This window comes from Bacteroides xylanisolvens, from assembly GCF_018289135.1.
Lineage (GTDB): Bacteria > Bacteroidota > Bacteroidia > Bacteroidales > Bacteroidaceae > Bacteroides > Bacteroides xylanisolvens.
The window spans coordinates 1,139,885-1,153,618 of sequence record NZ_CP072216.1 but is presented as its reverse complement, the minus strand read 5'-3'; the positions used below and the strand labels follow the sequence as shown (position 1 = coordinate 1,153,618).

At 42.8% G+C, this 13,734-nt stretch carries 11 protein-coding genes; 6 read left to right on the top strand and 5 right to left on the bottom strand.

Annotated elements, in window-relative coordinates; translation table 11 throughout:
• Positions 1-31 precede the first annotated feature (31 nt).
• The 5 genes from INE92_RS04900 to INE92_RS04880 form a co-directional block, all read right to left on the bottom strand.
• Positions 32-673: an NADH:ubiquinone reductase (Na(+)-transporting) subunit D gene (locus INE92_RS04900; protein ID WP_004300389.1), complete on the bottom strand. Its 642-nt coding sequence runs from the start codon at positions 671-673 to the stop codon at positions 32-34.
• 21 nt (positions 674-694) lie between these two features.
• Positions 695-1,369 (bottom strand): Na(+)-translocating NADH-quinone reductase subunit C, encoded by a 675-nt coding sequence (locus INE92_RS04895; protein ID WP_004315905.1) that lies wholly within the window; start codon positions 1,367-1,369, stop codon positions 695-697.
• 13 nt (positions 1,370-1,382) lie between these two features.
• A complete protein-coding gene (locus INE92_RS04890) occupies positions 1,383-2,555 on the bottom strand; it encodes an NADH:ubiquinone reductase (Na(+)-transporting) subunit B (protein WP_004311620.1) in 1,173 nt (390 codons plus the stop codon).
• A 133-nt stretch (positions 2,556-2,688) separates the two neighbouring features.
• Positions 2,689-4,038: a Na(+)-translocating NADH-quinone reductase subunit A gene (locus INE92_RS04885; RefSeq protein ID WP_032811009.1), complete on the bottom strand. Its 1,350-nt coding sequence runs from the start codon at positions 4,036-4,038 to the stop codon at positions 2,689-2,691.
• A 172-nt stretch (positions 4,039-4,210) separates the two neighbouring features.
• On the bottom strand, positions 4,211-5,605 hold the full coding sequence (locus INE92_RS04880) for a C1 family peptidase (protein WP_004315907.1): 1,395 nt from the start codon (positions 5,603-5,605) through the stop codon (positions 4,211-4,213).
• A 218-nt stretch (positions 5,606-5,823) separates the two neighbouring features.
• On the opposite strand from INE92_RS04880, the gene INE92_RS04875 reads away from it, so the two are divergent.
• The 6 genes from INE92_RS04875 (at position 5,824) to INE92_RS04850 (ending at position 13,661) form a co-directional block, all read left to right on the top strand.
• A complete protein-coding gene (locus INE92_RS04875) occupies positions 5,824-7,095 on the top strand; it encodes a BamA/TamA family outer membrane protein (RefSeq protein ID WP_008017378.1) in 1,272 nt (423 codons plus the stop codon).
• Positions 7,096-7,232: 137 nt separating this feature from the next.
• A complete protein-coding gene (locus tag INE92_RS04870) occupies positions 7,233-7,979 on the top strand; it encodes a TolC family protein (RefSeq protein ID WP_008017377.1) in 747 nt (248 codons plus the stop codon).
• An 11-nt stretch (positions 7,980-7,990) separates the two neighbouring features.
• Positions 7,991-10,216 carry a GumC family protein gene (locus tag INE92_RS04865; protein WP_004315910.1) on the top strand — a complete coding sequence of 742 codons (2,226 nt, stop codon included), beginning with the start codon at positions 7,991-7,993 and terminating at the stop codon, positions 10,214-10,216.
• Complete coding sequence (locus INE92_RS04860; RefSeq protein WP_004315911.1) at positions 10,206-11,504, top strand: O-antigen ligase family protein; 1,299 nt, start codon at positions 10,206-10,208, stop codon at positions 11,502-11,504. The genes INE92_RS04865 and INE92_RS04860 overlap by 11 nt, the downstream gene beginning before the upstream one ends.
• A gap of 9 nt (positions 11,505-11,513) precedes the next feature.
• Positions 11,514-12,440 (top strand): glycosyltransferase family 2 protein, encoded by a 927-nt coding sequence (locus tag INE92_RS04855; protein ID WP_004315912.1) that lies wholly within the window; start codon positions 11,514-11,516, stop codon positions 12,438-12,440.
• 27 nt (positions 12,441-12,467) lie between these two features.
• Positions 12,468-13,661 (top strand): glycosyltransferase family 2 protein, encoded by a 1,194-nt coding sequence (locus INE92_RS04850; RefSeq protein ID WP_004315913.1) that lies wholly within the window; start codon positions 12,468-12,470, stop codon positions 13,659-13,661.
• The last annotated feature ends 73 nt before the right edge of the window (positions 13,662-13,734 follow it).

The window sequence follows — 13,734 nt, the reverse complement described above, 5'->3', positions numbered from 1 at the left end:
ACATAAATCATAATTCAGAAATCAGAAATAATTAATTACTTTGTTCTTGCAATTCTTTATGACGTGCACGTTGATACCAGATAATGCATGCTACGATAATCAATGCCATCGGCGGCATCAACATCAAGCCGTTGTTTACGTATCCGATATTTTGAATCGGTTCATAATTCAGGATATTGAAACCAAGCAATGTTCCCGAGCCAAACAGTTCGCGGAAGAAAGCAACGATAATCAGAATCTTGGCATAGCCTAAACCATTACCTACACCATCCAAGAAAGACTCCCAAGGACCGTTCTGCATGGCAAATGCTTCCAGACGTCCCATCAAGATACAGTTGGTGATAATCAAACCTACATAAACAGAGAGCTGTACGCTTACGTCGTAAGCAAACGCTTTCAGGATTTCACTTACGATAGTTACCAAAGCAGCTACCACAACCAACTGGACGATGATGCGGATGCGGTTAGGAATCGTCTTACGCAACAGTGAAATAACAACGTTGGCAAATGCAGTAATCACCGTTACTGAAAGTCCCATCACGATGGCAGGCTCCAGCTTTGCAGTAACAGCAAGTGCAGAACAGATACCGAGCACCTGTACGGTTACCGGATTATCAATTCCCAGCGGAGCAGAGAATACTTCTTTATTTTTCTTTGAAAACAGTTGTCCCATATTCTATCTTTCTCCTCCTTATTATTTAGTTAAAAAACTCAAGTAACTATTCAGGCAAGACTTCAACATGGCATCTACACCTACTGAAGTGATTGTACCACCGGAGATACCATCCACTTGGTAATCAGGTTTCTCTACCTTGCCATTTTTTACGACTCCCAAAGTGATAGCTCCATTTTCCAAAGTCTTCTTACCTACAAATTCATTTTGGAAATGGTCGGTTGCAATTTCAGCACCCAGACCCGGAGTTTCACTAGCGTGTGAGAAGTAAGTACCGTAAACGGTATCTTTATCTTCGTTCAGTGCAACGTATCCCCAGATAGCGCCCCAAAGACCGGCACCGTAAACAGGAACTACATATTTAGTCTGACCGTCCACTTCGCATACAAACACGTGCAGACGTTGTTGTTCTTTTGCTTCTTTCTCGTAGTTGGTAGCAAATTCGCCCGTATTTTCGGTCAGCGTACCGTCTACGTTCATCAGCATATCCCCTTTCACATATTTCTGATATTCAGCATCCGCATCTTCCACATTCTTAATGTTCAATGCAGCGAGGATTTGTTTCTTAGTGTCCAACTGCACATTCTTGTCTTGTGTAGATTTCAGTGAAGAACTAACGAATGCCAGCAGGAATGCTACGATAATAACCATTACCGAAGCATAAATGATAGTATAACTATTACTATTCGTATTCATTTTCTTTCGGTATTTATTGGTTAGACTTGATAGTGCGTTTCTCGCGACGGCTGATATTGCTTTGTACTACACAGTAGTCAATCAGCGGAGCGAAGATGTTCATCAGCAGGATGGCAAGCATCATACCTTCCGGATAACCCGGATTCAGTACGCGGATAACGATAGCCATCACACCGATCAGGAATCCGAAGATATATTTACCTCTTTCTGTACGTGCGGAAGTCACAGGGTCAGTAGCCATAAATACGGCACCGAAGCAGAAACCACCAAGAACGAGATGTTCGTACCAAGGCATTTGAGCCATTGTGTTGTTTTCCATGCCGATTGAGTTGAATACCCATGCCATGAATGCGCCACCGACGAATACGGAAATCATTGTCTTCCAGCTTGCAACACCTGTCCAAAGCAGGATAACGGCACCAATCAGGATAGCGATTACGCTGGTTTCACCAATAGAACCCGGAATCAGACCTGTAATCATATCCATGTTGAACGCAGGAACACTACCTGTTGTAGCAGCTTGTCCCAGCGGAGTGGCAACGGTGAGTCCGTCTACGCTTTGTCCTAAACCGAAGATGCTGTCTCCTGACACCCAAACAGCATCACCGGACATCTTGGTCGGGTATGCGAAGAACAGGAATGCACGAGTAATCAACGCAACGTTGAATACGTTCATACCTGTACCACCGAATACTTCTTTTGCGAAGATAACAGAGAATGCAGTAGCTACGGCAAGAATCCACAGCGGACAGTCTACCGGAACGATCATCGGGATCAGGATACCGGAAACAAGGAATCCTTCCTGGATTTCTTCTTTCTTCCATTGAGCTACGACGAACTCAATGCCAAGACCTACTACGTATGATACGATTATTTTAGGCAGTACTGCCAGGAATCCGTAGATAAACATTTCGATGAAGCTGCCAGTAGCACCTGTATGAGTGAAATGCTGGTAACCTACGTTGTACATACCGAACAGCAAAGCCGGTATTAACGAAATAACCACAATCGACATGATGCGCTTGCTATCGATTGCGTCATGTATGTGCGTTCCCGTTTTCGCAGTCTTGCTAGGCACGAACAGGAATGTTTCGAAGCCGTCAAACACCGACTGGAATGCGTGGAATTTGCCGCCCTCCTCAAAGTTCGGCTTTATCTTATCGAGATAATTTCTTAACGCTTTCATTTATTTAATTGAAAATTGAAAGTTGAGAGTTGAAAATTGGCTGTGCTGGGTTTATGCTGTATCCACAGAGAGCCGTTTCGCAAGATTTCAACTATCGCTTATTTTAATTTTTATTATTTAATCTCTTATTCGATTACGCCATTTCTGAACGGAGCATATCGAGTCCGGCACGAACGATGCGTTGCAGTTCCATCTTTGAAGAGCAGACGAATTCGCAAAGGGCGAAGTCTTCAGGAGCTACTTCGTAGATGCCGAGTGCTTCCATACGGTCGATGTCACCAGCGATAATTGCTTTAATCAGATATTCGGGCAGAATGTCCATTGGGAATACCTTATCGTATTCACCCGACATAATCATGTGACGTTCGCCACCTTTGATACGGGCATCCAACGTATATTCCTTCTTACCCATCAACCAGCTGAAATAAGAACGATTGGCACTGAACTGGTTGAAACGCGGCATGATCCATCCAAGCATTTCGTGAATGTCGTCACCTTCGGGGATAACAGTCAGTTGGCTATGGAATGCGCCCAAGAATCCGTTCGGAGATACTTGCTTTCCTGTCAGCACGTTACCGCTGATGTAGCGTAAGTCTTTGTCTTTTGTTACATTGCCGGCAAACACGTTGGTGAGCAATGCACCTACCTGTAGTTTGCAGTATGCAGGTTTCAACACTTCGGAACCTGTCACAGCTACTGTACGGGTGAAATCTACATGGCCTGTATTGAAGAGGCGACCGATGAAGATTACGGCTTGCGGATCAATAGTCCATACCGTTTCGCCCTTGGATACGGGGTCGAGGTGGTTGATCTGAACGCCTACATTACCTGCAGGGTTCGGTCCGTCGAATGCGGTGATTGTAACGTTCTTAGCCTGTGTCAGTGCGGCAGCGTTCTGTTTCACACTGATGTTCAAGTAGGTTTTTGCCAGTTTGGCAAGAGCATCAAGCCCTGTCTGGAAGTTTGCTTCTTCGCCTTTGAGGGCGAACTCGAAATCCGGAGCCAATGGATTGGTATCGAATGCGGAGATGAAGATTCCTTTCGGGGTTACCGTCGGATCTGCAATGATGTCATAAGGACGCTGTTTGATAAACGCGAAAAGTCCGGCTCCCAACAGAGCGGATTTCACAGCTTCAGCATCCATCGAAGCAACATTCTTTTTCCCAAAATCTTCATAGTCCTGCTCTGCAGCAGCTTCTACTACGATGTTCAATACCTTACGACGAGCACCACGTTCTACACTCGTCACCACGCCGCTCACCGGCGAAACAAATTTCACTTCAGGATGATACTTGTCGATAAACAAGGGTCCACCAGCCATTACATATTCCTGCTCTTTCACAACTACCTTAGGCGTCACTCCAGGAAAGTCATCGGGTACAAGTGCGTAGAATCCCGGTTCTTTTACTGTTGCGTACGTTTCAGCAGCTTTTCCTTTCAGGTTTATGTCAAGGCCTTTACGTAACTTTATTACATTTGCCATGCTATATAAAATAATGGTTTCATAAATTTGCCGCAAAAGTAATAAATAAGATTGGGATTCGGTAGGAAAAAAGAAAGGAATTACGGAAAAATATCCGTAATTCCTTTCGTGTTCGTGCACGTAATCTTTTATCTTTTGTTCCGAAACAAAAGACAGAAGCAAAGAAAAAGAACTATTCAGCAAACATAGGATCCCAAGCAGGAAGTCGGATAGGCTTCTGTTTCAACACCTCGAGAGCTTTTTTCGATGCATATTTCGTTTCTACTACTAGACGGAACATATATTCGTTAAACCAATCATCTGTCATAATGAGATAACCCTGATAACCGGCAGCAGGCCCCCAACTATTTTCAACCATCCATTTCGTCGGTTTTCCATTTTTGTCAAGATCGACGGCCATAAGAGTCATGGCGTGACTGGAGCCACTGGCAAAACTTTGGATACGTTGCTTCTTGTTCATGCCAAAAGAAGTACCCATAAGAGATTCGTAGTCGTAGTTTTTGACATCCAGTAGACCACGGTCAGAGTTTAGAAACTTACCTACATCGCAAGAAAAATACATCATTGTGCTATCCTTGAGAGAAGAAATAGCCATTTCTTTGATATCCTCGATGGGGAGATTGACATACGTCCAGTTTTTGCCGTCGTAACGGTGGCGGTCGTAGTCTATCTCATAACACTTATAATATTCACGGCTCGGATCGTTCATTAACATGACATAATTATCAATCAGTTTTTCGTCACCATACTTTTTCAGGAAAGAAAGTGGAGTGTAAGTTTCGGTAGACACAGGCTCACCCTTAGCGTTATATTCAGTCCAGGTAAATTCAGTAGGAGGAACACCGAGATTCAACACTAACATGCGGTAGATGGTGCTCAACATCTCTGTTTTTGTTTTCTCAAGGGCAGCAGGCTTGACACCTTGCGCAGCGAGATCACGGAGTTGAAGCCCCTGTTCACGAAGTTTCAGGGCGATCAGACCTGCCATACGGGAGGTATTTTCACTACTGTTGGTTTCCGGCATCACATCTTTGGGAACAAGCCCGTATTTACTGACAATATCGGCTACACCGGTGAATGTTCCACCGTCACTCAAAGGATTACGGAAGAGCCATTCCACCATTTTATCATCCATCGGCTTACTGCTGGTATCGATAATACCTTGTAGAAAGAGGTTGGCTTTCTCCAGTTGGTCGAAGAAGAAAGGATAAGTTTGCGAGAATTCGAAGGAACCGAGGTTATGCTTGGCGATCGCTTTGGCACGCATCACATTCAAACCTGTAAAAAGCCAGCAACGACCAGAAGATTTTTGGTCGGTGATACCTTTAGAAGACACTTTGATAGAAAAATGCGTATCCATGCCTTTCAGGTTATCCTGGTTGAGAGCCAGTTTACGGATGTCGTTGTTGCCGATGGCGTTGCGAATAGCCTTGTCGGTGGGAGTGTTTGCATAACTCTGCTTGATTTGTTGCATCATGGAGTCGCTGATGCCTCCTTTCACTTCTTGCGCTTGTGTAGAATAAGAAAAAGCACAGAAAACAAAAATTGATAAAATCTGTTTATTCATTTGATATAAATAATTAATTAATAGGCTGACGGATCATGATATGCTAACAAATATTGTTTTAGTGTATGGGATTAAATCATGCAATTTTATTTACCAGCATATCGAAAAACATCTTATTCTGCAAAAATACGATTCTTTTTTAGATTTATTATCTAAGAACATCAAAACTAATCGGAATAAAATAGTTTTCTTTGCAGTCGAATTCCTCAAAGAGAAATATGAAGAAATATATAATAGGAATATTGGTGATGCTTCCATCCATCAATATGATGTCAGCTACGGCTGATAGTACGGCAGTAAAAAGCGATGAACTGCAAATGTCTACAACTTCTATCAGTGATACTACTCCTACAGATTTTGAAGGCGCCCCGTCAGACACCATTCCTGCCCTTTCCAAGCGCGAGTTGCGTCGCCAGCGCGTGGCAAACCGGAATTTGCACTATAACATATTAGGTGGTCCCAGTTATACGCCGGACTTCGGTTTATTAGTAGGCGGTAGCGCACTGATGACGTTTCGGATGAATCCGAGTGATACCACTCAACGGCGTTCAGTAGTGCCAATGGCCATCGCCTTGATGTTCAAGGGCGGCTTGAATCTGATGACGAAACCACAGCTCTTCTTTAAAGGCGACCGTTTCCGTATCTTCGGAACCTTCTCTTATAAAAATACAATCGAGAATTTTTATGGCATCGGATATTCCACTAATAAAGATTATGAACGTGGAGAAGATACCAGCGAGTACCGTTATAGCGGCATTCAAGTAAACCCCTGGTTCTTGTTCCGTCTGGGAGAAAGTAATTTCTTTGCAGGTCCTCAAGTCGATTTGAACTATGACAAGATAACTAAACCGGCTGCGGGGATGGTTAATGAGCCCTCGTACATTGCGGCAGGAGGTACGGAGCACGGATACAAAAATTTCAGTTCGGGACTCGGCTTCCTATTGACGTATGACACACGTGATATTCCCGCCAATGCTTATAGCGGAACTTACCTTGACTTCCGGGGAATGATGTACAATAAAACGTTCGGCAGTGATAATAATTTTTATCGATTGGAAATCGATTACCGCCAATACAAAACAGTAGGACGCCGCAAAGTGATAGCCTGGACAGTGCAAAGCAAAAACGCATTCGGAGATGTACCCCTAACAAAATATGTACTTAGCGGGACCCCCTTCGATCTTCGCGGTTACTACATGGGACAGTTTCGCGACAAGTCCTCGCATGTCATGATGGCCGAATACCGCCAGATGATAAATACGGACAAAAGCACTTGGGTAAAAAAGATGTTAAGTCATATAGGATATGTAGCCTGGGGAGGATGCGGATTCATGGGACCCACTCCGGGCAAGATAGAAGGTGTGCTTCCCAACCTCGGATTGGGATTACGTATCGAAGTTCAACCCCGTATGAATGTACGCCTTGATTTCGGCAGAGACATGGTGAACAAGCAGAATTTGTTCTACTTCAACATGACAGAAGCCTTTTGACGCCATTTACGCGACAAATTGTGCACAATTTACAAGAAAGATTGTAAAATAGATAATAAAAGACTGCACATAAATGAAATTAATCCTTATATTTGCGCAAGCTATAACACAGCAAGAGCAAATAATAGGATTTTTTTATGAAGCAATTTATATATTTTTTTTCGGGGTTATTACTTCTGTTCATCTCTACCACCCGTGTAGTTGCACAAGAAGTGTCTGACTATTCTCAACTAAGTGAAGAAGATTATAGTAAAATAGTTCTCCCCCCACTATCAGTTTTATTCGAAAATGCCAAGAACAGCCCCATTTATGAGATGGCGGACGTAAAGGCGAGAATTGAGCGCAAATTACTCCAAAAAGAGAAATGGTCATTTCTAGGTTTCTTCAGTTTACGGGGGAGCTATCAATACGGAATGTTCGGTAATGAGTCCACCTATACGGACGTGGCAGTCGCCCCATATCTTACCTACTCCACTCAAGCGCAAAATGGTTACACAGTAGGTGCAGGTCTAAGTATTCCATTGAACGATTTATTCGACCTCAAAGGACGTGTCAGTCGGCAAAGACTCACACTGCGGAGTGCGGAACTAGAACGAGAAATGAAGTATGACGAAATCAAAAAAAGTATTATTGAAATGTACACAATGGCAATTTCGCAGATGAAAGTTCTTCAAATGAGGAGTGAAAGTTTGGTGCTAGCTAATGTGCAATACGAAATTTCTGAAAAGAACTTTGCCAATGGTACTATTGAGTCTACCGATTTATCTACAGATAAGGAAAGGCAATCTCAAGCCCGTGAGGCATATGAGAATAGCAAGTTCGAATTAACAAAGAGTTTAATGATACTCGAAGTTATTTCACGCACTCCCATCATACGAAAATAAAAGATTAAGATATGAACTATATCATTTCTATCATACGAGCCCTATTTCGTCATCGCTGGCTGATATTGCTAGGAACCACTTTCTTCACATTGCTGGTTATTTACTACACACGACATATGCAAGGAGGATATGATGTAAAAGCCACATTATACACAGGGGTAGCTTCAGGTTATAATCTAGAAAGTGACAAACGCACAGACTGGGCAACAGTACAAAACTCAATGGACAATTTGATCAGCATCATGCAGGCCGAAAGTACGTTGAAGAGAGTATGTCTACGATTATTTGCGCGAATTCTTATTCAGGGTAACCCGGATAAAGAAAATAACGGTATTACCGCTTCCAGCTATAACTATACCTACAATCACTTGAAAAATAGTCCGAATGGAGCTGAAATTCTAAAACTAATCGACAAGTCGAGTGAAGATAAGACAGTAGCTAATCTGGAAAAATATATGCGTCCACATAGAGATAACTATATCTATGGATTATTTTACTACAATCACCCTTTTTATAGCTATAATGCCCTGAAAAACATCAAAGTACAGCGTCGATTGACCAGTGATTTGTTGGATATCAGCTATTCATCCGGTGATCCAGGCATCGTCTACAATACAGTGAGTATCTTAATGGACGAATTTGTAGAAGAATATCGTCGCATTCGTTATGGAGAGACGGACAAAGTAATCAAATACTTTGAAGAAGAGTTGAAGCGCATCGGAAAGAAACTAAACTTAGAAGAAGAAGACCTAACAAAGTATAATGTAGAAAAACGCATTATCAACTACATTGACGAGACCAAAGAAATAGCCGCCATCAGTAAAGAATACGAGCTGAGAGAGCAAGACGCACTTTTTGCTTTTAATAGTAGCAAATCCATGCTTGAAGAACTAGAAAAGCATATGGACAGTAATGCAAAACAGGTGCTCAAGAACATGGAATTTGTAGACAAACTGAGAGAAGCTTCCAGCATTACCGGCAGAATATCGGAGGCTGAAGCGATGACTGTTTCCTCAAAAACAGACGATCAGACCTTGATAAATGAAAAGAAACGGCTCTCTGAAATCAAACAAGAATTAAATGACTTAACATCCTCCTATATCGGCCATAAATATACCAAAGAGGGCGCTTCGAGAACCAATATCATCGACCAATGGCTGGAACAAACGCTACTATACGAGAAAGCCAAAGCTGAATTACAGATTGTACAGAATGCACGCAGTGAATTGAATGACCGATATGTTTTTTTTGCACCGGTAGGTACTACCATCAAGCAAAAAGAGCGCATGATAAATTTCACCGAACGCAACTACCTCACTGTACTTCAAAGTTATAATGAAGCCTTACTGAGAAAGAAAAATCTAGAAATGACTTCTGCCACTTTGAAAGTACTCAACGAGCCGACTTATCCGATTTCGTCCAACTCAACCAATCGGAAACAGATTGTTATAGCTGCCTGTGCAGTCAGTTTTCTCATCATAGTCGCTTTGTTGTTACTAGTCGAAATGCTTGACAGAACTTTACGAGATGCCAGCCGTACCAGGCGAGTCACCGGGTTTAAGGTAATAGGCGCTATTCCCAATACAAGCCCCTCTCGCTATGGAGGTCTGACCAAGACTTATGTTCAGCTTTCCGTAAAAGAATTGAGCAATTCGCTACTTCGCTTCCTGACTAAGCGCAAGTCTCCCGGCGTATTCATCATCAACCTTTTCAGCACCAGTGACAATTCCGGAGAAGAAGAATTGGGAAATTTAATCTGTGGATATATGCAAAGCCGGATGTTAAATGCCAGGTTTATCACCTATGGAGTAGATTTTAATACAGACTCGACCCAATTTCTGCTAGCCAAGAGTATTACAGACTTTTACACTTTGCAAGGAGAAGATGTGCTGATAGTTGCTTATCCGCCATTATCGACCAGCAATATTCCGAGTGCTCTGTTACATGATGCCAACGCCAATATTCTAGTAGCTTCGGCAGACCGTGGCTGGAAAACTATTGATAAACAGCTTTGCGAACAACTTACGCAGCAACTGAGTAAGACGGATGTCCCATTCCGTATATGCCTCACAAATGCGAACCGTGACGCAGTAGAAGACTTTACCGGACAACTTCCACCCCATACATTACTGCGTAGAATCGGCTATCGTCTCAGTCAGTTATCATTAACAGAAAAAATCATATTCAATCTCAGAAGAAAAGCCAAAGAAGCAGCAGACGAGGACGATGACGAATAAAGTAACCGCTTTCCACCTCCTGCTTGCCGCACAGTTCGCGCTAATCGCAGCAAGTATGTTCGTAAACATCAAGATAGGATTATTCTCAATGGTGCTTATCTTATTGTTTACTACGATCTGTCTGATACAACTCGGCAATGACGAGCGCACTAACTGGAAACCCGGACAAAATATAATGACCTATTTCTTCATTGTCTGGTTATTGTTTTATATACTGGAAATACTGAATCCAAACAATGTTATGGCAGCCTGGAATATTAACCTCACTCCATACGCTCTCACCCCCTTGATCTGTGCATTCGTCGTTCCGATCGTAATACGTACCAAAAAAGATATTGAACTATTATTAATTATATGGTCAATATTTGTTTTGATATTCACCCTAAAAGGTTATTGGCAGAAGAATCATGGATTCAGTTCTAAAGATCTTTATTTCTTACACGTAGTGGGAGGTGCACGTACTCACATTATCTGGTCAGGCATTCGCTATTTCTCTTGTTTCTCTGATGCAGCCAATTATGGTGTTCATGCTGCCATGTCTACTGTGACCTTTGCCATTGCCTCATTCTTTGTTGACTCCAGATGGAAACGCATCTACTTCCTTTTTATTGCTTTTTGCGGCATTTATGGAATGGGAATCTCCGGAACACGCTCTGCCATGGGCGTTCTTATGGGTGGCATGCTGATGATAACCGTCATAGCAAAGAATTGGAAAGCATTACTGGGAGGTATATTCATATCTATCAGCATTTTCGCATTTTTCTATTATACCAACATCGGGAGCGGAAACCAATACATTCACAAAATGCGTTCCTCTTTCCATCCTACCGAAGATGCTTCATACCTCGTACGTGTCGAAAACAGGATGCGAATGAAAGAATTGATGGCAAAGAAGCCTATCGGATATGGTGTTGGGCTTTCAACCGGAAATTTCGAACCGAAAGAGCAAATGCCCTATCCTCCGGATTCATGGTTAGTCGGCGTATGGGTAGAAACAGGAATTGTCGGACTCATTCTTTATCTGGGTATACATGGCATTCTATTCGCTTGGTGCTCATGGCTACTGATGTTTAAAGTACGCAATAAGAGCTTGCGCGGATTAGTGGCAGCCTGGCTTTGTATGGATGCCGGTTATTTCATAGCGGCCTATGTCAACGACGTAATGCAGTATCCCAATCCATTGACTGTATATATAGGATTCGCACTCTGTTTTGCCGCTCCTCATATAGACAAGCGCATCAGTGAAGAAGAGAAAGAAAAAGAACTAGTAGCCACTCAAAAAAACTGACGAACAAATATGACAAACAATATTCCAGACATATCATTTATCACAATCTGCTACAACGGATTCAAAGACACATGCGAACTAATAGAATCACTACAGAATAAAATACATTCTGTAAGTTATGAAATCATCGTCGTAGACAATGCTTCACATGAAAACGAAGCAGCTAAAATACATCAACTGTATCCCACCGTTGTCGCTATCCGCAGCAATGAGAACAGTGGTTTTTCCGGTGGAAATAATATCGGCATCCAGGTAGCAAAAGGTAAATACATATTCCTTATTAATAATGATACATATATTGAATCAGACCATATCGCCTATCTCGTAGAACGCCTTGAAAGTCGACCGGAGATTGGAGGTGTATCCCCCAAGATACGCTTTGCATTTCCACCCCAGCATATACAATTTGCCGGATTCACTCCCTTGTCGCAAATCACCCTACGTAACCATATGCTGGGCTTCGATTGTCCAGACGATGGAACATTCGACACTCCCCACACCACCCCCTATCTGCATGGGGCAGCAATGATGTTTAAACGGGAAGTCATTGAAAAAATAGGAATGATGCCCGAGATATTTTTTCTCTACTATGAAGAACTAGACTGGAGCACAAGCATGACCCGTGCCGGATATGAACTGTGGTACGATCCCTGCTGTACCATTTTTCATAAAGAAAGCCAGAGCACTGGGCAACTTAGTAAATTGCGTACTTATTATCTGACACGCAACCGCCTGTTCTATGCCCGGCGCAATCTGAAAGGGTTCAACCGCATCGCCTCCATTATTTATCAGAGCACCGTAGCTGCTACAAAGAATAGTTTGGCTTTCATCCTCAAAGGGCGTTTCGACTTGGCGGCAGCCATATTCTATGGAGTAAACTCCGGACTTCTTCGCCCGTCATCCGACAAAAAGAGCGTTGTCTCACCCGATAAATAAAACGTTGTGTCATAAATTCCAAATACTATGAATATCGTCGACTGGATTCTTTTTGTACTTTTCGCGCTTTGCGTATGTTATCTGTTGCTATACGCCATTGCTTCCAAGTTCTACCGGGTCCCTGAATTTCCGGAAGCCCGCACCCTACGACGTTTCGTCATACTCTTCCCGGCTTATAAAGAAGACCGGGTAATCGTCTCTTCCGTACGCAGTTTCCTGAGACAGGAATATCCGAAAGAAATGTTTGATATCATCGTTATCTCCGACCAGATGCAGTCTGCCACCAACGAGCTCTTGCGTTCCTTGCCTATCCGATTGTTGATAGCCGACTATAAAGACAGCTCCAAAGCCAAAGCACTGACAATGGCAATGGATGCCATTGACGGAATACCCTACGATGTAGTAGTTATCATGGACGCCGATAATCTGACTTCCCCGCACTTCCTGACAGCGGTAAACCGTGCATTCGACAGCGGTGTGCGGTGCATACAAGCCCACCGAACCGGCCAAAATCTGAATACTGACATTTCTGTTCTGGATGGCATCAGCGAAGAAATTAATAATGGCATCTTCCGCAGCGGACACAATGCACTAGGACTTTCAGCCGCATTATCCGGTTCAGGAATGGCTTTTGAAGCCGACTGGTTCCGGAAAAACGTCCGACTTCTTGAAACGGCAGGCGAAGACAAGGAATTAGAAGTACTTCTTCTGCAACAGCGCATTCACACCACCTACCTACCGGAAATACCAATTTATGACGAAAAAACGCAGAAAGAAGAAGCCATCAGCAATCAGCGAAAACGCTGGATAGCTGCACAATTCGGCATTCTCCGCAGTTCATTGTCCGGATTACAGAAAGCAATCCGCCAAGGTAACATTGACTACTGCGACAAGATAATTCAATGGATGCTACCCCCAAGACTGATCCAAATAGCAGGTGTTTTCGGACTGACATTTATTTTCACAGCCATCGGTATCTGGCTAAGTCTGAAAGGCGATTCCGGAAACGAATGGATGATAGCCATAAAATGGTGGATATTATCCATAGCCCAGATAGTAGCAATGATATTGCCCATACCTGGAAATCTGCTAAACAAACGATTGGGTAAAGCAATTATAAAAATCCCAATACTGGCACTCACTACCATCGGCAATTTGTTCAAGTTGAAAGGAGCTTATAAAAAATTTATCCATACAGAACATGGAGAAGGCCATTTTTAAAGAAAATTTTCTTGAAAAGCAAGAGAATATTTATAAAAAAATGAGACTCCCTAGAAACAAAAAACTTATATAA